Source organism: Arcobacter arenosus (genome assembly GCF_005771535.1).
In the GTDB taxonomy this organism is placed as follows: domain Bacteria; phylum Campylobacterota; class Campylobacteria; order Campylobacterales; family Arcobacteraceae; genus Halarcobacter; species Halarcobacter arenosus.
On record NZ_VANU01000005.1, the window covers coordinates 20,470 to 44,245 of the forward strand.

27 protein-coding genes are annotated in these 23,776 nt (G+C 26.9%); 25 read left to right on the forward strand and 2 right to left on the reverse strand.

Features of this window, described 5'->3' with window-relative positions; translation table 11 throughout:
- Window positions 1–135: 135 nt before the first annotated feature.
- The 7 genes from galE (at window position 136) to FDK22_RS15970 (ending at window position 4,579) form a co-directional block, all read left to right on the forward strand.
- Window positions 136–1,170, forward strand: a complete 1,035-nt coding sequence (gene galE / locus FDK22_RS11185; RefSeq protein WP_228711705.1) for a UDP-glucose 4-epimerase GalE — start codon at window positions 136–138, stop codon at window positions 1,168–1,170.
- Between the two features lie 20 nt (window positions 1,171–1,190).
- Window positions 1,191–2,051, forward strand: coding sequence for a UTP--glucose-1-phosphate uridylyltransferase GalU (gene galU, locus FDK22_RS11190; RefSeq protein WP_138153062.1), 861 nt, complete (start codon window positions 1,191–1,193; stop codon window positions 2,049–2,051).
- 90 nt (window positions 2,052–2,141) lie between these two features.
- Window positions 2,142–3,371 (forward strand): nucleotide sugar dehydrogenase, encoded by a 1,230-nt coding sequence (locus FDK22_RS11195; protein WP_138153063.1) that lies wholly within the window; start codon window positions 2,142–2,144, stop codon window positions 3,369–3,371.
- 64 nt (window positions 3,372–3,435) lie between these two features.
- Window positions 3,436–3,720 (forward strand): nucleotidyltransferase domain-containing protein, encoded by a 285-nt coding sequence (locus tag FDK22_RS11200; protein ID WP_138153064.1) that lies wholly within the window; start codon window positions 3,436–3,438, stop codon window positions 3,718–3,720.
- Entirely contained in the window at window positions 3,717–4,148 is a 432-nt protein-coding gene (locus tag FDK22_RS15740) for a hypothetical protein (RefSeq protein WP_171012979.1), read from the forward strand. Before FDK22_RS11200 ends, FDK22_RS15740 begins: the two co-directional genes overlap by 4 nt.
- Before the next feature lie 33 nt (window positions 4,149–4,181).
- Entirely contained in the window at window positions 4,182–4,352 is a 171-nt protein-coding gene (locus FDK22_RS15745) for a hypothetical protein (protein WP_171012980.1), read from the forward strand.
- Window positions 4,353–4,399: 47 nt separating this feature from the next.
- Entirely contained in the window at window positions 4,400–4,579 is a 180-nt protein-coding gene (locus FDK22_RS15970; protein WP_420836718.1) for an FHA domain-containing protein, read from the forward strand.
- On the opposite strand, the gene FDK22_RS11215 is transcribed toward FDK22_RS15970, so the two are convergent.
- Complete coding sequence (locus FDK22_RS11215; RefSeq protein WP_138153065.1) at window positions 4,502–5,578, reverse strand: Fic family protein; 1,077 nt, start codon at window positions 5,576–5,578, stop codon at window positions 4,502–4,504. The two genes, FDK22_RS15970 and FDK22_RS11215, sit on opposite strands and share 78 nt — an antisense overlap.
- A 347-nt stretch (window positions 5,579–5,925) precedes the next feature.
- Here FDK22_RS11215 and FDK22_RS11220 point away from each other — a divergent pair, with 347 nt between their 5' ends.
- The 12 genes from FDK22_RS11220 (at window position 5,926) to FDK22_RS11275 (ending at window position 18,066) form a co-directional block, all read left to right on the forward strand.
- Window positions 5,926–6,999 carry a glycosyltransferase family 4 protein gene (locus FDK22_RS11220; protein WP_138153066.1) on the forward strand — a complete coding sequence of 358 codons (1,074 nt, stop codon included), beginning with the start codon at window positions 5,926–5,928 and terminating at the stop codon, window positions 6,997–6,999.
- A 30-nt stretch (window positions 7,000–7,029) separates the two neighbouring features.
- Window positions 7,030–8,259, forward strand: a complete 1,230-nt coding sequence (locus tag FDK22_RS11225; RefSeq protein ID WP_138153068.1) for a nucleotide sugar dehydrogenase — start codon at window positions 7,030–7,032, stop codon at window positions 8,257–8,259.
- A gap of 16 nt (window positions 8,260–8,275) precedes the next feature.
- Complete coding sequence (locus FDK22_RS11230) at window positions 8,276–9,328, forward strand: NAD-dependent epimerase (RefSeq protein WP_138153069.1); 1,053 nt, start codon at window positions 8,276–8,278, stop codon at window positions 9,326–9,328.
- Window positions 9,329–10,603 carry an oligosaccharide flippase family protein gene (locus FDK22_RS11235; RefSeq protein ID WP_138153070.1) on the forward strand — a complete coding sequence of 425 codons (1,275 nt, stop codon included), beginning with the start codon at window positions 9,329–9,331 and terminating at the stop codon, window positions 10,601–10,603.
- On the forward strand, window positions 10,600–11,607 hold the full coding sequence (locus FDK22_RS11240) for a polysaccharide pyruvyl transferase family protein (RefSeq protein ID WP_138153071.1): 1,008 nt from the start codon (window positions 10,600–10,602) through the stop codon (window positions 11,605–11,607). The genes FDK22_RS11235 and FDK22_RS11240 overlap by 4 nt, the downstream gene beginning before the upstream one ends.
- Window positions 11,608–12,756, forward strand: coding sequence for a glycosyltransferase family 4 protein (locus FDK22_RS11245; protein WP_138153072.1), 1,149 nt, complete (start codon window positions 11,608–11,610; stop codon window positions 12,754–12,756). It abuts the gene before it with no gap.
- A gap of 274 nt (window positions 12,757–13,030) precedes the next feature.
- Window positions 13,031–13,957, forward strand: a complete 927-nt coding sequence (locus FDK22_RS11250) for a hypothetical protein (protein WP_138153074.1) — start codon at window positions 13,031–13,033, stop codon at window positions 13,955–13,957.
- Window positions 13,935–15,017 (forward strand): glycosyltransferase, encoded by a 1,083-nt coding sequence (locus FDK22_RS11255; RefSeq protein ID WP_138153075.1) that lies wholly within the window; start codon window positions 13,935–13,937, stop codon window positions 15,015–15,017. The genes FDK22_RS11250 and FDK22_RS11255 overlap by 23 nt, the downstream gene beginning before the upstream one ends.
- The gene (locus tag FDK22_RS11260) at window positions 15,014–16,129 is read left to right on the forward strand and encodes a glycosyltransferase (RefSeq protein WP_138153076.1); all 1,116 of its coding nucleotides are present in this window, start codon (window positions 15,014–15,016) and stop codon (window positions 16,127–16,129) included. The genes FDK22_RS11255 and FDK22_RS11260 overlap by 4 nt, the downstream gene beginning before the upstream one ends.
- Window positions 16,107–16,655: a WcaF family extracellular polysaccharide biosynthesis acetyltransferase gene (locus FDK22_RS11265; RefSeq protein WP_138153077.1), complete on the forward strand. Its 549-nt coding sequence runs from the start codon at window positions 16,107–16,109 to the stop codon at window positions 16,653–16,655. Before FDK22_RS11260 ends, FDK22_RS11265 begins: the two co-directional genes overlap by 23 nt.
- Window positions 16,652–17,401 (forward strand): glycosyltransferase family 2 protein, encoded by a 750-nt coding sequence (locus tag FDK22_RS11270; protein WP_138153078.1) that lies wholly within the window; start codon window positions 16,652–16,654, stop codon window positions 17,399–17,401. The genes FDK22_RS11265 and FDK22_RS11270 overlap by 4 nt, the downstream gene beginning before the upstream one ends.
- Window positions 17,402–17,415: 14 nt before the next feature.
- Window positions 17,416–18,066, forward strand: a complete 651-nt coding sequence (locus tag FDK22_RS11275) for a YdcF family protein (protein WP_138153079.1) — start codon at window positions 17,416–17,418, stop codon at window positions 18,064–18,066.
- On the opposite strand, the gene FDK22_RS11280 is transcribed toward FDK22_RS11275, so the two are convergent.
- Window positions 18,063–19,235, reverse strand: a complete 1,173-nt coding sequence (locus FDK22_RS11280) for a nucleotidyltransferase domain-containing protein (RefSeq protein ID WP_138153080.1) — start codon at window positions 19,233–19,235, stop codon at window positions 18,063–18,065. The genes FDK22_RS11275 and FDK22_RS11280 overlap by 4 nt on opposite strands.
- Before the next feature lie 145 nt (window positions 19,236–19,380).
- Here FDK22_RS11280 and FDK22_RS11285 point away from each other — a divergent pair, with 145 nt between their 5' ends.
- The 6 genes from FDK22_RS11285 to FDK22_RS11310 all read left to right on the forward strand — a co-directional run bounded on the left by FDK22_RS11285 (window position 19,381) and on the right by FDK22_RS11310 (window position 23,762).
- A complete protein-coding gene (locus tag FDK22_RS11285) occupies window positions 19,381–20,019 on the forward strand; it encodes a type IV toxin-antitoxin system AbiEi family antitoxin domain-containing protein (protein ID WP_138153081.1) in 639 nt (212 codons plus the stop codon).
- Window positions 20,016–20,906, forward strand: coding sequence for a nucleotidyl transferase AbiEii/AbiGii toxin family protein (locus tag FDK22_RS11290; RefSeq protein WP_138153082.1), 891 nt, complete (start codon window positions 20,016–20,018; stop codon window positions 20,904–20,906). Before FDK22_RS11285 ends, FDK22_RS11290 begins: the two co-directional genes overlap by 4 nt.
- Window positions 20,907–21,002: 96 nt before the next feature.
- The gene (gene gmd, locus FDK22_RS11295; protein ID WP_138153083.1) at window positions 21,003–22,148 is read left to right on the forward strand and encodes a GDP-mannose 4,6-dehydratase; all 1,146 of its coding nucleotides are present in this window, start codon (window positions 21,003–21,005) and stop codon (window positions 22,146–22,148) included.
- A gap of 39 nt (window positions 22,149–22,187) precedes the next feature.
- Window positions 22,188–22,382: an addiction module protein gene (locus FDK22_RS11300; protein WP_138153084.1), complete on the forward strand. Its 195-nt coding sequence runs from the start codon at window positions 22,188–22,190 to the stop codon at window positions 22,380–22,382.
- On the forward strand, window positions 22,382–22,705 hold the full coding sequence (locus FDK22_RS11305) for a type II toxin-antitoxin system RelE/ParE family toxin (RefSeq protein ID WP_138153085.1): 324 nt from the start codon (window positions 22,382–22,384) through the stop codon (window positions 22,703–22,705). The genes FDK22_RS11300 and FDK22_RS11305 overlap by 1 nt, the downstream gene beginning before the upstream one ends.
- Window position 22,706: 1 nt before the next feature.
- Window positions 22,707–23,762, forward strand: a complete 1,056-nt coding sequence (locus tag FDK22_RS11310) for a GDP-L-fucose synthase family protein (protein ID WP_138153086.1) — start codon at window positions 22,707–22,709, stop codon at window positions 23,760–23,762.
- Window positions 23,763–23,776: the final 14 nt, after the last annotated feature.

Here is a 23,776-nt window from a genome sequence, read left to right on the forward strand (position 1 = left end):
CAAAAATAACCATAAAGTAACAAAAGTATCAAATGTAACTACTTTGCAACTAATTAGTTTCAAGAAAAAATCATCAATAACTTGTAAGTTTATTTTGAGTAAAATATCACCTTTAAAATTATTAAAGGAAACTCCTTGCAAGAAAAAACAAAAATCTTAGTTACTGGTGGTGCTGGTTATATTGGTTCACATACACTTATCTCACTTAGTGATGCAAATTATGATTTTATAGTTTATGACAATCTTTCAAACTCATCAAAAGAGAGTTTAAAAAGAGTAGAAAAAATCATAAATAAATCAATAGACTTTATAGAAGGTGACATAAGAGATAAAGATAAACTACAAGAGGTTTTTGATAAATATAAAATTGATTCAGTTATTCATTTTGCAGGATTAAAAGCAGTTGGTGAATCTGTAGAGAAACCTTTAAAATACTATGACAACAACGTCTGTGGAACTCAAAAACTTCTTGAAGTGATGCAAAAAAACAATTGTAAAAAAATAGTTTTTTCATCATCTGCAACAGTTTATGGAGATCCTGCAACAACACCTATAAAAGAAGATTTTCCAGTGGGAGGAACAACAAATCCATACGGAACTTCAAAATACATGATTGAAAGAATTTTAGAAGATGTATATATTGGTGACAATGAATTTAAAATAGCAATATTAAGATACTTTAACCCTGTTGGTGCACATGAAAGTGGAACTATAGGGGAAGACCCAAATGGTATACCTAACAACTTGATGCCTTTTATTTCTCAAACTGCCGTAGGGAAAAGAGAATTTTTATCTGTATTTGGTGGAGATTATAACACTCTTGATGGAACAGGAGTTAGAGACTATATTCATGTTGTTGACTTAGCTGATGGGCATGTAAAAGCAATAGATTATTTAAACTCACAAGATAAAACTACAAAACCACTTATTGTAAATCTTGGAACAGGAAATGGCTACTCTGTTTTAGATGTTGTAAAAGCTTTTGAAAAAGCTTCTAAAAAAGAGATACCTTATAAAATTGTAGAAAGACGAGCAGGAGATATTGCTTCATGTTTTGCAGACCCAAGTTTTGCAAAAGAGATTTTAGGATGGGAAGCAAAAAAAGATATAGAACAAATGTGTAAAGACTCATGGAATTGGCAAAGCCAAAATCCAAACGGATATAACTAAAAAACAAGGAGAATTGATAAATGAGTACACCTACAGGAAAAATCACAAAATGCCTGTTTCCAGCGGCAGGATATGGGACAAGGTTTTTGCCAGCAACAAAAGCGATGCCAAAAGAGATGTTGCCAATATTGACAAAACCATTAATCCAATATGGTGTAGAAGAAGCGATGGAAGCAGGATGTAATGTAATGGCAACAATTACAGGACGAGGTAAAAGAGCAATTACAGATCACTTTGATATTTCATATGAATTAGAGCACCAAATAAAAGGAAGTTCAAAAGAATCACTTTTAAAAGATATTAGAAAAATTATAGAGACATGTACCTTTACATATACAAGACAAAATGAGATGAAAGGTTTAGGAGATGCAATCTATAAAGGGAAAGTATTAGTAGGAGATAATAATCCTTTTGCAGTAATATTAGCAGATGACCTTTGTGTAAATGAAAAAGGTGATGGTATTTTAAAACAAATGGTAGATTTGTATAATAAATATAAATGTTGTATCGTAGCTTGTATGGAAGTACCAAAAGAAGATGTACATAAATATGGAGTAATAGAGGGAAAACCAATGGAAGATGGAGTATATATGGTATCAAATATGGTAGAAAAACCAGATACAGATAAAGCACCATCTAATCTAGCAGTAATAGGAAGATATATCTTAACACCAGAGATTTTTGAAGTAATAGAGAATACAAAACCAGGGAAAAATGGAGAGTTGCAAATAACAGATTCATTGTGTGAACAAGCAAAAAAAGGTATGGTATTAGCATATAAGTTCAAAGGAAGAAGATTTGACTGTGGTTCTGTAGAAGGATTTGTGGAAGCTACTAATTATTTTTATGAACTTGAAAAGAAAAAAGAAACTAAAAAATAACTCACTTTAAAGAAGTATTTTGATTTTATTAGTTAATCAAAATACTTCTAGTATAATCCCAAACTCAAATATATAAATTAGGAATCACAAATGAACATAGCAATAGCAGGGACAGGATATGTAGGACTGTCAAATGGACTACTACTTTCTCAACATAATGATGTAATAGCTTTAGATATTATCCCCCAAAAAGTTGAAATGATAAACAATGGTATTAGTCCTATTGAAGATAAAGAGATTCAAGAATATTTAACTAAAATCCATGAAAACCCAGAATCTTTTGAAGGAAGTTTTAAAGCTACTTTAGACAAAGAAGAAGCGTATAAAAATGCTGACTATGTAATCATATCTACTCCAACAGACTATGACCCTGAAACAAACTATTTTAATACAAAATCTATTGAGTATGTTATTGCTGATGTTTTAGAAATAAATCCTAATACTACTATGGTAATTAAATCAACTATTCCTGTGGGGTATACAAAAGGAATAAATGAAAGATTTAACACATCAAATATAATCTTTTCTCCAGAATTCTTAAGAGAGGGAAAAGCTTTATTTGACAATTTATATCCATCTAGAATAATAGTTGGTGAACAAAGTGAGAGAGCTACTATATTTGCTAAGCTTTTAGAGCAAGGAGCTTTAAAAGAGAACATAGATATATTATTTACTAATTCAACTGAAGCAGAAGCTGTTAAGCTATTTTCAAATACATATTTAGCTATGAGAGTAGCTTATTTTAATGAGTTAGATTCATATGCAGAAGCACATGATTTAGACAGTAAGCAAATAATAGAAGGTGTAGGATTAGATCCAAGAATTGGAAGTCACTATAACAATCCTAGTTTTGGATATGGTGGATATTGTTTACCTAAAGATACAAAACAACTTTTAGCAAACTACAAAGATGTACCATCAAATATAATAGAAGCAATTGTAAATGCTAACTCTACAAGAAAAGATTTTGTAGCAGATAGTATAATAAAAAAACTAAATGATAATAAACCAATAACAAATAACCAATATACTAATAACAACACCGTAGGTATATACAGACTTGTAATGAAAACAGGATCAGACAACTTTAGAAGTTCAGCAATACAAGGGATAATGAAAAGAATAAAAGCAAAAGGTATTCCTGTAGTAATCTATGAGCCAAATTTAGACGAAGATGATTTTTTTAATTCAAAGGTTATAAAAGACTTTGAAGAGTTTAAAAAAATATCAAATGTGATAGTTGCAAACAGGCTTGATGAAAATCTTTCTTGTGTTAAAGACAAAGTCTACACTAGAGACTTATTTAGCAGTGATGATTAGAAACTATCCCTAAACAAGCTTTAGTGTACCAAACTTTAAAATTAAAATATGGTATTATTTCATCATGAGATTAAATAACAACGAAATCAAAGTTTTAAAAGATAAACTAAAGTCATTATCAAAAGAAGCTAAACTTTTCCTATTTGGAAGTAGAACTGATGACACCAAAAAAGGTGGAGATATTGATTTGCTTGTAATTTCAGATATATTAACTAAAAAAGATATCAGAAAACTTCGAATCGAATTTTTCAAAAACTTTGGGGAACAAAAGCTTGATATTGTTCTAGATAATAGTAAACTTTCAAATCCATTTACAAAAATTATATATAAAAAGGCTATTGCTTTATGATATATGAAAAACTACAACAAGATAGAAAATTACTAGAAAAACAACTTTTTTGGATTGAAATATCTTATAAAGAATGTCTAAAAATTGGTATAAAAGACAAATACTCTATTGAAGAATTTGGAAAATTTGAAACTCTATGTAGTAGATATAGTAGAGGTATTGACTTTTTAATAAGAAAAATTTTTAGAACATTGGATGAATATGAATTTGAAAATCAAGGTACTTTAGTAGATGTTGTTAATAATGCACATAAAAGACAACTTTTTGATGATATTGAAGAGATTCGCATCATGAAAGATATAAGAAATACAATTGCACATGAATATATTGAAGACGAACTTGTGGATGTTTTTGATGAAGTTTTAGAATATACTAAAAAGTTAATTGAAATTATAAATACCACTCTTAAATATATGAATAAAATTTAGCCCTAATTTAAAATATCAACACAAAGAGACAAAATGCAAGAACTAAAAAAAGAGATACTAAAATCAATAGTACCAAGAGCAGTATTATTTCCTATGAATGAAAAAGCAAAAGCATCTATTGCAAATGAAAAGCTTATCTCTATCACAAGGTTCCCTTATAAAATAGGAAGAGAATCAAGGGTTAGTAAAAACGAAAGAGGTTAGAAATATCAATAGAAAACAATAGTTTCTTTGTGATAGATAGAGGAAGTATGAACGGTACAACTATCAATAATGAAACCATCGGTGGAAACAGAAAAACTACAAAACAAGAGATCAAAGATGGAGATAAAATCAAGATTGGTTCAAAAGAATCAATATTTTGTCTTCAAAATTTCAAACAACTTTTTATTGATAAAATATACTTCTCTACCAACTCTAATACTTTCTAAAATACCAAGTTTTTCTATCTCTCTTAAATAAACACCTGCCGTTTTTCTTGTAACATCCAATTCATCAACCAAAAAATTTATTTTTGTATATGGATGCATAAACAAAAGTTCCAATAAATCTTTTGAATACATTTTTGGTAAATTCTCACTCAACTGCGCTTTTGTAATTTTCATCAAAGAATTAATCTCTTTAATTATATTAATTGTATTTTTTGCTGTTACTTCTACCCCATCCAAAATATATAAGATCCATTCTTCCCAATTATTTTTGGTACGTACTTCATTTAATAATCTATAATAATCATTTTTATTAGCAATGATATATGAACTAAGATAGAGTATTGGTAAGTCCAACAAGTTATTTAAAATCAAAAATAAAATATTGATTATTCTTCCTGTTCTGCCATTTCCGTCATAAAATGGATGTATTGACTCAAACTGATAATGAATGATTGCCATTTTTGTAAGAGGATCATGTTCATCTAAAAAAGGCGTATTTATGTACTGTTCTAAATTGGCCATCAAGTTTTGTATATCTTCATAATTTTGTGGTGGCATATAAATTATCTCACCAGTTTTATCATTTATTAGTGATGTTCCACTTTGAGTTCTTATTCCTGCGTCATTATTTTCTAAAACTTTTTGAATCTCAACTATATGTTTTTTTAGTAATAGTTTATGCTCTTTAATAAGTGCAAAACCTTTATAAAGTGCGTCTTTATACCTTTGTACTTCTTTAGCTTGATTTGAAATATTTGTACTACTTACACTAGCTCTATAAAGTTCATCATGAGTTGTAACTATATTTTCTATTTCTGAAGAGTCTTTTGCTTCTTGTAGTGCCAAAGCATTTATAAGTATACTCTGATTTGGAATAGTTTCAGCAACTCCCTTAAGTTCAGCAAGTGCCCTATTAGAGCTTACAACTTTTTTTAAAACTTTTTTACTTTCCAATTCTTTTTTTACTGGAAGTTTTGGAAGAGTGTATTCTTTTGCCATTTTTACACCTATTTCTCTAATATGAGTAATTTTTTTGATATTTTACCCAAATAAAGTTTATATGTGTAAATATACAATTTTTTCCCTCGTTCCAAACTTCATCGTTGATAATGCAAAGTCTCATATGAATTTCCAGCTAATAAATTTCAAAAATTGTTTATAAATTAATATCAATTGTAACAAAAATGAAACTTTTTTTTGATAAGATATACTCTTATTTTTTATATTAAACTAATATTGTATTTTATTTATTAATAATTAAATTTTAAAATTTATTATTAAATGAGTCATTTTTGAGACATTTTTTAGATAATATGCGTATTTATTTTAACTTCTAGGGGATTTCATTGATTGATGGTAAACTACTAATTTATTCTATTATGATTGTTGCAGTTACGTTTTATCTTATCAAGTATTTTATAACAATTGCTCCGAAACTAGGTTTGGTTGATATCCCAAATGAAAGAAGTTCACACAAAAGAGTAACTCCTAGGGGTGCTGGCGTTGTAATTGGATTTGTATTTTTTATCTCTATTTTTCTTATTGATACTAGTTTTGCACTTGAACATTTAAATGCTTTGGTTGCTATTTTTATAGTTTATCTTTGTGGGATTATTGATGATCAAAAAGGCTTAAGCTCAAAGGTTAAGTTTTTGTTTATCATTGTTTCTTCTATTATAATAAGTTTGGATGGCTATGTTATATCTAGTATAGGAACTTTTTTAGGGCATGATATAGAGTTGAGTTTTTTAGCCATACCATTTACTATATTTGCAGTAGTTGGTTTAACAAATGGTTTAAATCTTACTGATGGACTAGATGGATTAGCTGGTGGTATAAGTGCAGTTATATTAACTACAATCTTAATTGTTGGTATACAAAATGATGACAAAACACTAATAATCATCCCAACAATTGTATTATCAATCTTAGCAGGTTTTTTACTTCTAAACTGGAACCCTGCAAAAGTTTTTATGGGTGATAGTGGTTCACTATTTTTAGGCTTTACTATATCATTTTTAGCAATAAAAGCTTTGAGTTATGTTACTCCTACAGCTGCTTTATTTTTAGTTGCTATTCCTGTTTTGGATACAATGATTGTAATAAGAAGAAGACTACAAAGGGGAAAATCACCCTTTTCAGCAGATAAAAACCATATGCATCATATACTTTACAAGATGAAAAGAAATGTAAAATTTACAGTATCTACAATCATCATGATTCAAGGTGTATTTGCACTTATTTTTTTACAAATTACAAATTCAAGTGATATTTTAAATGTTATATTATTTTTACTTCTATACCTAATCTTCTTTAATCTTTTTGATCCAAGAACAAGAAGAAGACATAAAAAAAAGAAAAAAAAAGAAGAACTAAAAGAAGTAACATATGTTGAGTTGTTAAAAAGAGAAAACGCATAACCAAATTTTATAAAAAGGAAATAATTAAAAATGAACATAGCAATAGCAGGGACAGGATATGTAGGACTGTCAAATGGACTACTACTTTCTCAACATAATGATGTAATAGCTTTAGATATTATCCCCCAAAAAGTTGAAATGATAAACAATGGTATTAGTCCTATTGAAGATAAAGAGATTCAAGAATATTTAACTAAAATCCATGAAAATCCAGAATCTTTTGAAGGAAGTTTTAAAGCTACTTTAGACAAAGAAGAAGCTTATAAAAATGCTGACTATGTAATTATCTCTACTCCAACAGACTATGATCCTGAAACAAACTATTTTAATACAAAATCTATTGAGTATGTTATTGCTGATGTTTTAGAAATAAATCCTAATACTACTATGGTAATAAAATCTACTATTCCTGTTGGATATACAAAAGGTATAAATGAAAGATTTAACACATCAAATATAATCTTTTCACCAGAGTTCTTAAGAGAAGGGAAAGCTTTATTTGACAATTTATATCCATCTAGAATAATAGTAGGTGAACAAAGTGAAAGGGCTAAAACCTTTGCAAAGCTTTTAGAGCAAGGAGCTTTAAAAGAGAACATAGATATTCTTTTTACAAACTCAACTGAAGCAGAAGCTGTTAAGTTATTTTCAAATACATATCTAGCTATGAGAGTAGCTTATTTTAACGAGTTAGATTCATATGCAGAAGCACATGATTTAGATAGTAAACAAATAATAGATGGAGTTGGATTAGATCCTAGAATTGGAAGTCATTATAACAATCCTAGTTTTGGATATGGTGGATATTGTTTACCTAAAGATACAAAACAACTTTTAGCAAACTACAAAGATGTACCATCAAATATAATAGAAGCAATTGTAAATGCTAACTCTACAAGAAAAGATTTTATTGCAGATAGTATAATAAAAAAACTAAATGACAATAAACCAATAACAAATAACCACTATACTAATAACAACACCGTAGGTGTTTATAGACTTGTTATGAAAACAGGATCAGACAACTTTAGAAGTTCAGCAATACAAGGGATAATGAAAAGAATAAAAGCAAAAGGTATTCCTGTAGTAATTTATGAGCCAAATTTAGAGGAAGATGATTTCTTTAATTCAAAGGTTATAAAAGACTTTGAAGAGTTTAAAAAAGTATCAAATGTGATAGTTGCAAATAGACTTGATGAAAATCTTGTTGACGTAAAAGATAAGGTTTACACTAGAGATTTATTTAGCAGTGATGATTAGAAACTAGGAAAACAAATTGAAAATACTAGTAACAGGAACAGCGGGATTCATTGGATATCACTTAGCTTTAAAACTTTTAGAAAGAGGTGATGAAGTAGTAGGATTGGATAATATAAATGACTACTATGATGTAAATTTAAAATATGCAAGATTAGAAGAACTTGGTATAAAAAAAGAAGAGATATCTTCTAATAAACTTGTAAGTAGTACAAAATATCCAAAACATAAATTTATAAAAATGGATTTGGCTAATACAAATGATATAAATGCTTTGTTTGAAATTGAGAAGTTTGATGCAGTTTGTAACCTTGCAGCACAAGCAGGGGTTAGATACTCAATAGAAAATCCCCATGCTTATATTGATTCAAATGTAAAAGGATTTATGAATATATTAGAAGCTTGTAGACATAATGATGTAAAAAATTTATCTTATGCTAGTTCTTCTTCTGTATATGGATTAAATAAATCTCAACCATTTAAAACAAGTGATCATACAGATCACCCAGTGTCTTTATATGCAGCAACTAAAAAATCAAATGAAATGATGGCTCATACATATGCACACCTTTATGGTATTCAATGTACAGGATTAAGATTTTTTACAGTATATGGACCATGGGGAAGACCAGATATGGCACCAATGCTTTTTGCAGATGCAATATTAAATGATAGAGCTATAAAAGTATTTAACCATGGAAATATGAGTAGAGATTTTACTTATGTGGAAGATATAGTAGATGGTATAATAAAAGTAATAGATAATCCAGCTTCATCTTCAAAAGAGTTTAATGCTGAGAATCCAAGTCCAGATATTTCAAGTGCCCCATATAGAGTATATAATATAGGAAATAATGCACCAGTATCCCTAATGGAGTTTATAGAGACATTAGAAGATAAACTTCAAATAGAAGCAAAAAAGAATTTCCTCCCTATGCAACCAGGAGATGTAGTATCAACATATGCAGATACAAATGATTTAATCAAAGATTTTGATTATAAGCCAGATACAAAACTTGCGGATGGTATTGAGCAGTTTGTTATTTGGTATAAAGAGTTTTATAAATTATAAATGAACAACGATATCTTGAAAAATATGCTGATTCTTGCGACAGGAACAGCATCATCAAAATTAATAACATTTTTAGCTATACCATTTATAACAAGATTATATACACCAGAAGAATTTGGGATTTTAACAATATTTATATCTCTATTAGCTATTTTATTACCATTTGGGACATTAAAGTATACTACAGCTATACCTTTACCAAAAAAAGAAAATACAGCAGTTAATTTAACTTTTCTAATCTTATTTATCATATTAATAGTTACTTTATCAGTTTTTTTGATCTTTCTATTTTTTAAAAATGAAATATTTTATCTTTTTAAAATAGAAAAAATTATTGATTTTTGGTGGCTTATTCCTATTGCTTTATTACTTTATAGTTTATATGAAACATTTAATTTTTGGTTTACTAGAAAAAAACAATTCAAACTTCTTTCTAAAAACATGTTCTTTCAAACAACAGTAGGTACTATAATAAAACTTATTGCAGGATATTTATCATTTGGTGCAATAGGTTTAATAATTGGTCAAATAGTTAGTCAATCTATTGGTTTTTTTATATTGATAGTTAATTTTATTAAAACTGTAAAAATAACTATCAATATAAGATACATTCTCTTTTTACTCAAATATTATGTAGATTTTCCTAAATTTAAACTTCCATCACATTTCTTATATATATTATCATTCCAAGCACCATTAATATTTACTTCAATACTTTATGGAACAGAAGCAACAGGACAATTAGGTTTAGCTTTTTCAGTTTTGGCACTTCCAATAACACTAATTGGACAAACTACTAGCCAAGCATACTATTCAGAGATTGCAAGAATAGGAAAAAAACAACCAAAAAAGATTCTTTCAATTACGAAAAACTTAACAAAAAAATTAGCAGTTATAAGTATACTTCCTTTTATAGTCTTAATTTTATTTGCACCCTATCTATTTGAAATAGTTTTTGGTAAAAACTGGTCTGAAGCTGGAGAATTTGCAAGAATATTATCAATCTTTCTTTTAGGACAATTTATAAGTTCTCCATTAATGCAAGTGTTTAATGTCATAAACAAACAAAAAGATGTTTTATTTATTCACTTAAGAAGATTAATTTATGTATTAATAATATTTGCCTATGGTAATTATTATGAAATTAGTATATTGCATTTACTAATAATTTACTCGGTAATACTTACAATACATTACTTTCAAGTATATTATCAAATAATTAGAATATTAAAACAAAATCAAATAATAAACTCATTACAAAAAGAGGAAAAATGAAAAATATAACTATGATAGGGGCTCTTTGGACTTCAAATTTTGGAGATGTGCTTTTAGCGGACCTTTTATATAAAAAAGCAAAAGAAGTAGGATTTAAAGTTAGATTTTACAATGTATCTGAAAAAGTACTTAATGAATTAAATGCAGAAAATGCAACATTCAAAGAACTAATAAATAGTGACTATTTAATGTTTATTGCTGGTGGTTATTTATCTGAACCACCTTCAAATGTTTCAAGATGGGCATTATCAAGATACAAAAAAATATTTATGTATGCAGACATATTTAAACTTTTAGGAAAAAAATATTATATTGTAGATGTAGGAGCAGGAGCAATTGAAAACCCTCTATCAAAATTCATCTTAAAAAGATTTGTAGAAAATGCTGAAGATGTAATTCTTCGTGACTCAAAATCACTTGAAACCTTTAAAAATTTAGGTTCAAAAAAAGATATTAAACTTTCTATTGACTATGCTTTAAGTATATCAAATAATAAAGAGCATTACGCTACAAATGAAAAAAGAGAAGTAGCTCTACATTTAAGTTCACATAAACCAAAACTTAATGATTATATATTAAAATATTTTGACAACGCTAACTATGATACCTGGTTTATAGAAGATCACTTTGGAGAATATGAAAAAATCAAAAACCTCAATCCTCAAATAGAAAAAATTTTGAAAAATAAAATTATACGATATACAAATTATGAAAACTTTATAAAAACGTTAAATTCTTTTGATTTTATACTAACATCAAAGTTACATGTTGGAATTCTTTCTTCTGCATTAAATAAAAAAATATGCTCTTTCCCTTATCATGGAAAAGTTATAAACTATTATAAAGAAGTTGGGTATTCTGATTTATGTTGTGAAAACATACTAAATGAAGAAGATTGTTTTAAGCATCTAAAATACTGTTTAAATAGTGATCCAGTTCATATAAAAGAAGATATTTTAAAAAGATTAGAAATAGTAAATAATTTATTTGAGGATATTAAATAAATGAATGTTTTACAAATATGTTTTGCTTATCCTCCTTCATTTTCAGGATATGGCAAACAACTAAAAACAGTAAATGATAGTTTATTAAAAAATAACAAAGATATTGAAATTAACATCATTACAGCATTTGATGGAGAAGAGCACAAAAACAATCAAAATATTTATTCATTTTTTAATAAAGATAGAAAGAGTTATAAAAATCATTTATTAATGCATTATACATTTAGTTTTTTTTATTTTTTAAAATTCTTTAGATTATTTCTAAAAGCTGATGTAATACATGCTATAAAAGCAGGACCTGAAGCTGCTATTGCTGTTATAATTGCAAAGGTACTAAGAAAACCTGTAATTGTTAAAATAGTTCAAAATGAATTAGAAATCGAAAATAAAGGATTTATAAATAAATTAAGACTTCAAGTCATTACAAAATGGTCTACAAGAATTATTGCCATAAGCCCAAAAATAGAAGAAAATTTATATAAAAATAGTGTAGAAAAAAATAGAATTGTACTTATTAATAATTCAATAGATACTGATAGATTTTTTCCAGTTAAAGATTTAGAAAAAAAAGAAATCAGGGAAAAACATAACATTGGGAATGATGACTTAGTATTTATGTTTCTGGGTTCAATTACAAAAAGAAAAGGAATTCATGATCTATTAAATTCTTTAGCAAGAGTAAACTTTATTATACCTTGTACTTTATTATTTATTGGTCCAAACTATAATGAAATACAGAATTTTGAAGAAGTAATAAAAAAAATAACTGAGAAAACTGAAAACTTGGAAATTAAATACATTCCTTTTACAAAATCACCTGAACAATTTTTTCACCTAAGTGATTTTTTAATTCTTCCATCATACTCTGAAGGAATGCCGAATGTAGTACTTGAAGCTTTATCATCAGAACTACCTGTTCTATTATCTGATATTGATGTTCATAAAAGTATTTGCGACTCTAAATTTTGTAGATTATTTAGAGTAAGTGATGAAATTTCTTTATCCGAAGAAATACAAAAAATTATTATCAATCCTGACATGTTACTATCTAATAAAACAGAGGCAAGAAGATTTGTATTGGAAAATAATACTGTTAAAATAATTTCAAATAAATATTTAGCCTTATATAAAGACTTAATTAATGATTAGAAATATTAATTATAAAATATTGGGAATAGCTTTTATATTAGGAGGTACCCCCTCTTTATTTATTATTAGAGATTTCATCCCAATAAATAAGCAATTGTTTACTTATAGTATAGTAGCATTTTTTTTACTTTGTATGATAAACTATTCAAATCTTATTAAGTTCAAAATAATTAAAACATCACCTTCTCATATTTATTTTATAACTTTTTTCTTAATATTTATAATACTTTTTTTATCTTTATTTTATAAAGGTTTTTCTTCACAAACTATTTATTTGATTATAACACTTTTTATATTTTTGTCATTATTATCTCAAGATAATAATGACAACGGAGATTTAGTAAAATATTTAGCTATTATTTCTTCAATATCTGTTTATCTTACATTTTTATTCACTCCTCTATCATATGAATATTGGTTATATAATGGAGGTAGATTATATATAGGAGATACTGAAAATCCTAATTTAGTTGCATCATTAACCTCTATTAATATCATAAGTACTGTATTCTATTTATTCACTAAAGATAGTAATAAAAAAATCATATTAATTATTACTCCAAGTATATTTGCATCAATATATTTATATTTATTGAGTCAAGGGAAAAGTACTTCTATCGGACTTTTTTTAATCTTATTATTCTTAATATTTAAGAACTTTAAGTATTTACTAATCAAATTCAAATACTATATAAAAGCATTTTCATTTGTTTTTTTTCTATTGGTAGGATTACTATTCTACTATAAAGATAAATTCCAAAACTACATAAATATATTATTTTCTAGTTTTGAAACTTTATTTGGAGACAAATCAAATGCTTTAGCAAAATCAGCAGATATTAGAAAAGAAAACTTTTCAGAAGCCTTTAATTACATTTCCTCTGATAATATATTTGGCCATGGAATAAACACATTTAGAATGGATTCGCCAATACTCCAAGCAAATATAGATTTAGGAAATATATATACGGTTTTTTTAATTTATATTTTTCTAATTGTACCTTTAATTATAATAGCTACTAAGAAATTTATTAGACTAAATGATAATTCTAAAATGGTTTTTTTACTTTATTTATTTTATTTTCCAAATTTATTTTTTCATGGTACTCCTTATGAATATTCTATTTGGTTACCTGTTTTATTAATGTTAAAATTTAATACATATACTAAGGAAAAAAATGAGAACTATACTCATCACTAATATCCCTACACCATATAGAATTCCATTATGGGATAAAATAAAAACTTCTATTTCATTTGAAACAATTTGTATAGCAAAAATAGAAAAAAATAGATTATGGAAAATTGAAAAAAGAGATTATATAAGTTTTTTAAAATCATATCACTTTTTTATTTCTAAAATGGATTGGCCTATTCATTTTACTATTCCATTCTCTTTGTTTTTTAAACTGCTTAAAGAAAATCCAAATAATTTAATAATTACAGGTTATGATTCATTAGCTTATTGGGAAGCATTATTGTATGCAAAATTATTTAGAAAAAAAACTATTTTATGGAACGGTAGTACATTATTGTCATCAAGATCTAAAAATAAAATTGTTAATTTATTAAAAAAAGTATTTATTAACTCATTTGATACTTTTTATACTTATGGAACAGAAGCTACAAAATATCTTGAACACTTTGGTATACAAAATAAAAATATTATAACTGGAACGAATTGTGTTGATACTGACTATTTTAAAAATAATACCCCTTATACAAAACAAAATAGCAATTCACTAAACTTCTTATATGTAGGACAATTAATTGAGAGGAAGGGATTAGAAAATACAATTAAAGCTTTTTCAAAAATTAAAAAAACTAATTGGAAACTGTCAATTATAGGGAAAGGTGAAGATGAAGATAAATTGAAAAAATTAGTTAATGATTTATCACTTAGAGATAAAATAACTTTTGAAGGTTTTAAACAGAAAGATGAAATTATTGACTATTACTCAAAAGCAGATATTTTTTTAATGCCCTCTTACTTAGAAGTTTGGGGATTAGTTTTAAATGAAGCATTAGCAAGCGGTTTGTTTTGTCTTTCCTCAAAATATGCAGGTGCATCAATTGATTTAATACATGAAAATAAAAATGGCTTTACTATAGATCCTTTAGATATCAATGATTTAATAAAAAAAATAGACCAAACTTTTGAACTAAATATTGACAAAGAAAAAATTAAAGAATCATTTACAATAAATTATGAAAATGAAGCTAAAAAAATTATCAATGCAATTAATAAGGCCTATAAATGAAAATTCTAATGATAATACCTAGTCTCTCAAAAAAATGGGGTGGAACAACTTCGTCTTTAAAAAACTTTTATTATGGGTTGAATAAAATAAATAATGTAAAATGTAGCGTTTTAGCAACATATACTCAAAAAGAATATCCTGAAATAGATGAAAATATACTAAATGACTCTAATTTCAAGTTATTTGAAGCAAAAAAAGAAGGATGGAGATATTCAAAAGAGTTGAATTCTTTTCTAAATAAAAATTTAGAAAATTTTGATTTAGTTTGGATACATACAATTTGGACTAGTATAGATTTTTTTGTTTCAAAATATTCAAAGAAATTTAAAAAACCTTATACTATCACTCCTCATGGGATGTTAGATCCAATAGCTTTTCAAAGAAAAGGATTAAAAAAGAAAATTTATTGGTCTTTAATAGAAAAAAATATATTTTATAATTGCTCAGCTATTCATGCCATAACAAATAAAGAGTATTCAGATATTAATAAATTAAGTAAACAAAATAAATTTGTAATTCCTAATGGATTACAAAATGAAGAATTTTTAAATAAGAACTATACTAGCTTAAATTCAATTGCATTTATCGGAAGATTTCATGAAATAAAAGCACTAGACTTACTACTTAAATCTTTAGTCAATATAAAAAATCTTAATCTTATAATTGCAGGTGCAGGGGAGAAAGATTATGAGGAATATATTTATAATTTAGTAAAAGAATTAAAACTAGAAAGTAGAGTTATATTTAAAGGTTTTGCGAATGCTAAAATCAAGAAAGAAATCTTTGAAAAAAGTTTATTTTTAGTTTTACCTTCTCATACAGAAGGGTTGTCTATGGTTGGACTTGAAGCTATAATGAATTCTACTCCTGTGTTAACAACTGAAAAATGTAATTTTAATGAAGTTCAAGAATATAATGCAGGGATGGTAATGAAAAATAATCACCCAGAAACCATATCAAAATATATTAATATGATGTTAGATTCTGATTTAAAAAAAATGTCAAAAAATGCTCATAATTTAGCATTAGAAAGATTTAGTATAGATTCAGTATCTAAAAAAATATATAAAGAATTTGAAAAGATAATAAATGAAACAAGTAAACCTAAATAAATACAACAATGACTGGTACAATCCAGGCTCAGCATCAAAAAAACTTATTTGGTATTTTACAAATATGTTCTTATTTAAAACGATGTTGCCTATTCCATCAAATATCAAAACAAAAGTATTAAAACTATTTGGTACAAAAGTTGGTGTTGGAGTAGTTATCAAACCAAATGTAAGTATAAAATACCCTTGGCTTTTAGAGATTGGAGATTACTCTTGGATAGGTGAAGATGTTTGGATAGATAATCTTGCTCGTGTAACTATTGGTAAAAATTGTGTTTTATCTCAAGGAGCTTTTTTACTTTGTGGTAGTCATGATTATAGTTTAGAAACATTTGATTTACTAGTTAAAGAGATAGTTTTGAAAGATGGTTCTTGGGTTGGAGCAAAAGCTACTGTTTGCCCTGGAGTAAAACTAGGAACTCATAGTGTTTTAGCTGTTGGAAGTATCGCTACAAAAGATTTAGAAAACTATGGAATATATCAAGGGAATCCAGCAGTTAAAAAAAGAGAAAGAGTCATAAAATGAAAGTATCAATCATAACATCAGTATGGAACAACAAAAACACAATAGAAGACGCTATAAAGTCAGTTTTGTCACAAAACTATAGGGATATAGAATATATCGTAGTAGATGGAGCATCAAGTGATGGTACTATTGAAGTTATCAAAAAATACGAAGATAAGATAAGTACATTTGTAAGTGAAAAAGACAAAGGTATCTATGATGGACTAAACAAAGGTGTTGAATTAGCAACAGGAGATATCATAGGTTTTTTACATAGTGATGATATTTATGCAGATGAAAATATCATAAGTGAAGTTGTAGAAGCTTTTAAGAAAAATGGCACAGATAGTATCTATGGTGATTTAGTTTATGTGGATAAAGAAGATACTAGTAAGATCTTTAGATACTGGAAAAGTGGAAACTATAGCTTCAAAAAGTTGTGCAATGGATGGATGCCACCCCACCCTACTTTTTTTGTGAAAAAAGAGTTTTATGATAGATATGGAAAATTTGATTTGGATTTTGGAATTGCAGCAGATTATGACTTTATGTTAAGAATGCTTGGTAAATATAAGATTACAACTTCATATCTTCCAAAAGTTTTATACAAGATGAGAGTTGGTGGAGCTAGTAATAGAAGTATCAAGAACATCATACAAAAATCACGTGAAGATATAAAAGCTTTAAAAAACAACGGTATAGGTGGAATTCATACAATAGTTATGAAAAACTTATCGAAAATACCTCAATTTTTAAAGAAAAGTTAGTTATTCATTCAAGAATGAAACTCTTTATATATTTATTTGTTGTTTTAGGTGTGATTTTATTCTCTTTTTTAAATCTTGGGAATTTTTTAGATGCTACAAAAAAGCCTATCAAGGCAGATTTGATAGTTAGTCTAGGAGGTAATGGGATAAGTAGATTGAAAACATCTATAGAACTACAAAAGCAAGGATACATAAATTCAAATATTATTGTACTTACAGGATATGAAGGTACCGCTTTAACTAAATCAAAAAATATACCAGATGCAAGACTCAAAATAGTTAATCAAAAAAAATATAACTATATAAATTTCATACGTGAAGAAAACCTAAAAAATACAGCTGAAGAAGTTATCTTTGTAAAAAAATTCATGAAAAGGAAAAATTTCAAGAGTGTAATATTTGTTACAGAACCTCCTCATTCAAGAAGAGTTTTACTTCTTGCAAATATATTAAATATTGAAAGTGAAAAAGAATTTGATTATACAGTAGTAGAAAGTAAATTAAAATACTGGAATTCTAAAACTTTTTATAAAAATAAACATTCAAGAGAATATGCATTTAATGAAATCATCAAAATACCATATAATTTAATAAAATATGGTATTTTTTACAATTTAGGTTTTATTCCCAAATTAAATAATGATATGAAAAAATATGACTTTTAATTTTTAAAATATTTTTTAATTAATCTAAAAGGCTTCAATATAATCAACAAAAAACTTAATTTTTTATTTAGATTAAAACTCAAACAATCTTCTGTAGATATTTTAAATAATGTATTAAATATAAAATAAATTGAATCAAGTCTGCTATCGTATAAATCTTTTTGAAAATTCATTAATTGTCTAGTTGAATATAAACTATTGCTATTGGAAGTGAAATAATTTATATTATTTATAACTTTTATTTCAAGGTTTTTTAAATTGTATTCTTGAAAAGAAGAAATAATTTCTTTTGGAAATTCAGTGTTAAAGTAAGTATACGAAAGATAAAAACCTAAATAAATTGATTTTTTCATGTTTGACAAATTTATTAATTCTATTAGTTTATTCCAATTTATAGTTTGACTTTTACAGATTTTATCAATATCTATTATCCACTCAATTCTTTCCCACATATGTTTTGATCCATGAAGACAAAGATATACTATATTAAGTTCATTTGATAATGTCAAAATTTCTTTAAAATTAATAAATGTTTTTTTATGTAAGATATTATTCTTCTCATTATTATATTTATCTTCAAACAATTTCCAATGAATTTCAATATTAACACCATTAAATTTACCTATCATAGTGATATCTTTGAGTGTTTTAAAACAAATTTTATTTTTTAGCATATCCATTGAAAGATCTGTAATATAATTGTTTTTATTTAGTAAACTAATACTATTTTCCAAATCTTTTTCATCAATCAAAATATCTAAATCAACATATTGTCTAAGGGTTATGTCACCATAAGCCATTTGAGATAGAATAGGTCCTTTGAAGGCTATAGCATTTATATAATTTTCTTCCAAAAGCTTCATCACCTTTATCAGTTCAGAGGTCATAAGCATATTTTGTTTGGCGATGTCTAGATTTATAGATTTTAGTTTGGCTAAAACTTGTATAGGAATTTGGTCTTGAAACTCTTTTAAAGTATGGTAAACAAGCGGAAATACCCCATGAGAATAAGATAGATTTATAAACTTATTCCAGTCTTTGATTTGTAAGATTATATTTTCTAAAAGTGTATAGTTTTTTTCTGTTTTACAACATTCTATTATAAGTTTTATATCATCAGATAAGTTTTCTAATTCTATTTTAAAGCCTTTAAAAAAGTGTAGATAAATATTATCTAATTATGGATGAAAAGAAGATAAGAAAAATACTAACCTAAACAAGTTAAAGGTTCTAGAAAACATATTATAGTATAGATAATCCACAATTAAAAGATTATCTATACTAAAAAATGTAAAATATGTTATAATTATAATTATGAATATATATCAATTAAAAAAACAACTTCCTTTATCAGTATTTACACATGATATGATTGCAGACATTTTAAAAGAAACTCATGTAAATGTAAATGATAAGATAATGAAGTTTGTAAAAAACAATGAACTAATTAGACTAAAAAAAGGTGTATACTGTTTTTCAAAAGAGTATAGAGATACACCTTTGGATTTAATCTCTATATCTGTAATGCTTTATGCTCCATCTTATGTATCTTTTGAATATGCATTAAGTTATCATGGAATGATTCCTGAAAGAGTAGAAGAAATAACCTGTGCAACTATAAAAAACAACAAGCTTTTTGAAACACAAATAGGTAGATTCTCTTATAAAAAGATTCCAGAAAAGGCTTATTCTTTAGGAATTGAATGGCTTTATGATGAAAAATTTGGTGGTCGTTTTATTGCATCTGCAGAAAAAGCATTATGTGATAAAATAAGATATGACAAAGGAATAGGAACTCTAACTCAAAAAAGTATGATTACTTATTTAAAAGAGGATCTTAGAATTGATTTAGATTTTGAATTAGATAATCAATTAATTGAAAAAATAGCAAAAGCTTATAAATCAAAGAATTTAAGAACATTAGCACAAGTAATTAGAAAAGGAAAAATATGAATGCTGCTTTACAAAGTATGTTAAATAGATACACTACAGAGACTTATGAAGAAAGCTATGATGCATTAAGAGAAGTATTACAAGAGATAATCTTAAACTCTTTAAGTAAAGCTGGTTTTTTTAATGAAGCTACTTTTTATGGTGGTACAGCTCTTAGAATCTTATATAATCTTCCAAGATTTTCAGAAGATTTAGATTTCTCTTTATTTGAAGTAAATCCAGACTTTCAAATTGCTCCATATAAACAAGCAATAGTTGATGGATTAAAAAGCTATGGATTTGAGATAGATATCCAAATGAAAGAAAAAAGCCAGAAATCGGCAATAGCATCTGCTTTTATAAAAGGTAATACTTTAGAGCATTTATTAAATATTGGTATTACTGATGATATAACATCAAATATTCATAGAGATCAAAATGTGAAGATTAAACTTGAAGTAGATACAGAACCTCCATTAAACTTTCAAACAGAATCAAAAACATTGTTAAGACCAACACCATACAGAATAAATTCTATGACAAAGTCTTGTCTTTTTGCTGGAAAAATGCATGCACTTTTATGTAGATCTTGGGTATCAAGACCAAAAGGAAGAGATTGGTATGATTTAGTTTGGTATCTCTCTCAAGATATTTCTGTAGACTTAAAACATTTAGAAGCAAGATTAAAACAAAGTTGTAAATGGATAAATGAATCAGAACAGCTTAGTCTTCCTGAAAAGTTAAAGGATAAAGATATTGTAGACTTACTTCAAAAAAGAATAGAAACTGTTGACTTTGAAAAAGCAAAAGATAATGTGAGAAAGTTTATAAAAGACAAATCTGAACTTGATATTTGGGATAAAGACTTTTTCAAAGAGATTTCTAATAATATAAAATTCCAAAGTTAAAAAATACACAAATTTATTACTTCGTTGTAACCCCATTAAGATATACTTACGTCTTATTTAAGTATAATACGCAAAATTATTAAAAAGGCAAACTAAATGGCAGAACAGAAAGTAGCACTAATAACAGGAATCACAGGACAAGATGGTTCATATTTAGCTGAATTTCTTCTAAAAAAAGGTTATATCGTACATGGTATCAAAAGAAGATCATCTATGTTTAACACAGATAGAATCGATCACTTATATGAAGATCCACATGTAGAAAATAGAAACTTAGTATTACACTATGGTGATATGACTGACTCTATGAATATAACAAGAATCATCCAAGAAACACAACCTGATGAAATCTATAACTTAGCAGCTATGTCTCATGTTGCAGTTTCTTTTGAGACTCCAGAATATGTAGCAAATGCAGATGGTACAGGAACACTAAGAATCTTAGAAGCTGTAAGATTTTTAGGACTTGAAAAGAAAACAAAAATATATCAAGCAAGTACATCTGAACTATATGGTAAAGTTCAAGAAACACCTCAAAGTGAAACAACTCCTTTTTATCCAAGATCTCCTTATGCAGTTGCAAAGATGTATGCATATTGGATCACTGTAAACTATAGAGAAGCATATGATATGTTTGCTTGTAATGGTATTTTATTTAACCATGAGTCTCCTGTTAGAGGGGAAACATTTGTTACTAGAAAAATTACAAGAGCGGCTTCAAAAATTGCTTTAGGATTACAAGATAAATTATATCTTGGAAACTTAGATGCCAAAAGAGACTGGGGACATGCAAAAGACTATGTTAGAATGATGTGGATGATTTTACAAGCTGAACAAGCAGAAGATTGGGTTATCGCAACAGGACAAACAACTACTGTAAGAGATTTCGTAAAATTTGCCTTTGAATATGCAGGTATAAATCTAAGATTTGAAAATGAAGGTGTTGATGAAGTTGGTATTATTGATTCATTTGATGAAGAAAAAGCAAAAGAATCAGGAATCGATTTATCTCATTTATCTGTTGGACAAACAGTTGTAGGAGTAGATCCAAGATACTTTAGACCAACAGAAGTTGACTTACTTCTTGGAAATCCAAGTAAAGCAGAAAAGAAACTTGGATGGAATAGAGAATACAACTTACAAGAGTTAGTTGATGACATGATGAAATCAGACCTTAAACTTATGACAAAAGACACTTATCTAAAAGATGGTGGTTATAAGATTATGAATTATTTTGAATAGTAGTAATTAGTTTGCTATAATTGTTATCAGGAGTTAAAAATGAGTTTAGATGAAATAAAAAAATTAGATGTAAAAGATAGAATCATTTTAATGAATGAAATCTGGGCTACTTTAGAAGAAGAAGATAGTAATATTGAATCTCCATCTTGGCACAAAGAAGTTTTAGAAGAAAGACTTCAAAAACTTGATAACAATGAAGCAGAATTTATCTCACTTGAAGACTTAAAAGCTTAATGAATATAAAAAACATAATAGCTTTAAAAGAAGTTTCAAATGATTTGAAATTAGGCGAAGAATTTTATGAAAAACAAAATCATGGATTGGGTTCATACTTTAAAGATAGCATAATATCTGACATAGAGTCTTTATGGCTTTATGGAGGGATTCATCAAAAAGTATTTGGTTTGTATCGATTGCTTTCTAAAAGATTTCCGTATGGAATTTATTATGTCATCAAAGATGAAACAGTTATAGTAGTAGCTATTCTTGATTTAAGACAAAACCCTAAAAAAATTTCTTCATATTTAAATAATAGAAATACTAAAAAAGAATATTGAAATGAACAAAGATAGTAAAATATATATAGCAGGACACAGAGGATTAGTTGGTTCTGCTATAGTTAAAAACTTAGAATCAAAGGGTTATACAAATCTTGTATATAAAACTCATAAAGAGTTAGATCTGACTTCACAAATAGAAGTTGCTAAGTTTTTTGAAGATGAAAAACCAGAATATGTAATACTAGCTGCTGCAAAAGTTGGTGGAATAGTTGCAAACAATACGTACAGAGGTGAGTTTATATATGAGAATCTTGCTATTCAAAACAATGTAATCCATCAATCATATGTAAATGGGGTAAAAAAACTATTGTTTTTAGGTAGTACTTGTATCTATCCAAAAGAAGCACCTCAACCTATGCCTGAAAATTGTCTTTTAACTTCACCACTAGAGTATACAAATGAGCCATACGCCATAGCTAAAATAGCTGGTATAAAAATGTGTGAATCATATAACTTACAATATGGTACAAACTTTATATCTGTAATGCCAACAAACCTATATGGACCAAATGACAACTTTGATTTAGAAAAATCTCATGTATTGCCAGCGCTTATTAGAAAAATTCACTGTGCTAAACTTTTATATGAAGGTAGAGAAGATGAAGTTGCAAAAGAGTTAGGTATTGAAAATATTGATGAGGCAAAAGAGTATTTAGAAGGCTTTGGGGTAGATGCATCTTCAGTTGAGATTTGGGGAACAGGAAAACCAAGACGAGAGTTTTTATACAGTGAAGATATGGCTGATGCTTGTGTATTTTTACTAGAAAATAGAGATTTTGGTGATACATATGAAAAAGACTCAAAAGAAGTAAGAAATACCCATATCAATATTGGAACAGGTGTAGATATATCAATCAAAGAACTGGCAGAGCTTATTCAAAAGATTATTGGTTTTGAAGGTGAATTAAAATTTAATATCAATAAACCTGATGGTACTATGGTTAAGTTAACTGATCCATCTAAATTGCACAGTTTAGGATGGAAACACAAAGTTGAACTTGAAGATGGTATCAAAACTATGTATGAATGGTATTTAAATAGTAATATTACATGATTTATGATATAATA

What these genes read in the sequence shown, in the direction of transcription:
- galU (WP_138153062.1), top strand. Translation starts at nt 1,191, where the DNA reads ATGAGTACACCTACAGGAAAAATCACAAAATGCCTGTTTCCAGCGGCA.
- FDK22_RS11195 (WP_138153063.1), top strand. Translation starts at nt 2,142, where the DNA reads ATGAACATAGCAATAGCAGGGACAGGATATGTAGGACTGTCAAATGGA.
- FDK22_RS11200 (WP_138153064.1), top strand. Translation starts at nt 3,436, where the DNA reads ATGAGATTAAATAACAACGAAATCAAAGTTTTAAAAGATAAACTAAAG.
- FDK22_RS15740 (WP_171012979.1), top strand. Translation starts at nt 3,717, where the DNA reads ATGATATATGAAAAACTACAACAAGATAGAAAATTACTAGAAAAACAA.
- FDK22_RS15745 (WP_171012980.1), top strand. Translation starts at nt 4,182, where the DNA reads ATGCAAGAACTAAAAAAAGAGATACTAAAATCAATAGTACCAAGAGCA.
- FDK22_RS15970 (WP_420836718.1), top strand. Translation starts at nt 4,400, where the DNA reads ATGAACGGTACAACTATCAATAATGAAACCATCGGTGGAAACAGAAAA.
- FDK22_RS11215 (WP_138153065.1), bottom strand. Translation starts at nt 5,578, where the DNA reads ATGGCAAAAGAATACACTCTTCCAAAACTTCCAGTAAAAAAAGAATTG.
- FDK22_RS11225 (WP_138153068.1), top strand. Translation starts at nt 7,030, where the DNA reads ATGAACATAGCAATAGCAGGGACAGGATATGTAGGACTGTCAAATGGA.
- FDK22_RS11235 (WP_138153070.1), top strand. Translation starts at nt 9,329, where the DNA reads ATGAACAACGATATCTTGAAAAATATGCTGATTCTTGCGACAGGAACA.
- FDK22_RS11240 (WP_138153071.1), top strand. Translation starts at nt 10,600, where the DNA reads ATGAAAAATATAACTATGATAGGGGCTCTTTGGACTTCAAATTTTGGA.
- FDK22_RS11245 (WP_138153072.1), top strand. Translation starts at nt 11,608, where the DNA reads ATGAATGTTTTACAAATATGTTTTGCTTATCCTCCTTCATTTTCAGGA.
- FDK22_RS11255 (WP_138153075.1), top strand. Translation starts at nt 13,935, where the DNA reads ATGAGAACTATACTCATCACTAATATCCCTACACCATATAGAATTCCA.
- FDK22_RS11260 (WP_138153076.1), top strand. Translation starts at nt 15,014, where the DNA reads ATGAAAATTCTAATGATAATACCTAGTCTCTCAAAAAAATGGGGTGGA.
- FDK22_RS11265 (WP_138153077.1), top strand. Translation starts at nt 16,107, where the DNA reads ATGAAACAAGTAAACCTAAATAAATACAACAATGACTGGTACAATCCA.
- FDK22_RS11270 (WP_138153078.1), top strand. Translation starts at nt 16,652, where the DNA reads ATGAAAGTATCAATCATAACATCAGTATGGAACAACAAAAACACAATA.
- FDK22_RS11275 (WP_138153079.1), top strand. Translation starts at nt 17,416, where the DNA reads ATGAAACTCTTTATATATTTATTTGTTGTTTTAGGTGTGATTTTATTC.
- FDK22_RS11285 (WP_138153081.1), top strand. Translation starts at nt 19,381, where the DNA reads ATGAATATATATCAATTAAAAAAACAACTTCCTTTATCAGTATTTACA.
- FDK22_RS11290 (WP_138153082.1), top strand. Translation starts at nt 20,016, where the DNA reads ATGAATGCTGCTTTACAAAGTATGTTAAATAGATACACTACAGAGACT.
- gmd (WP_138153083.1), top strand. Translation starts at nt 21,003, where the DNA reads ATGGCAGAACAGAAAGTAGCACTAATAACAGGAATCACAGGACAAGAT.
- FDK22_RS11300 (WP_138153084.1), top strand. Translation starts at nt 22,188, where the DNA reads ATGAGTTTAGATGAAATAAAAAAATTAGATGTAAAAGATAGAATCATT.
- FDK22_RS11305 (WP_138153085.1), top strand. Translation starts at nt 22,382, where the DNA reads ATGAATATAAAAAACATAATAGCTTTAAAAGAAGTTTCAAATGATTTG.
- FDK22_RS11310 (WP_138153086.1), top strand. Translation starts at nt 22,707, where the DNA reads ATGAACAAAGATAGTAAAATATATATAGCAGGACACAGAGGATTAGTT.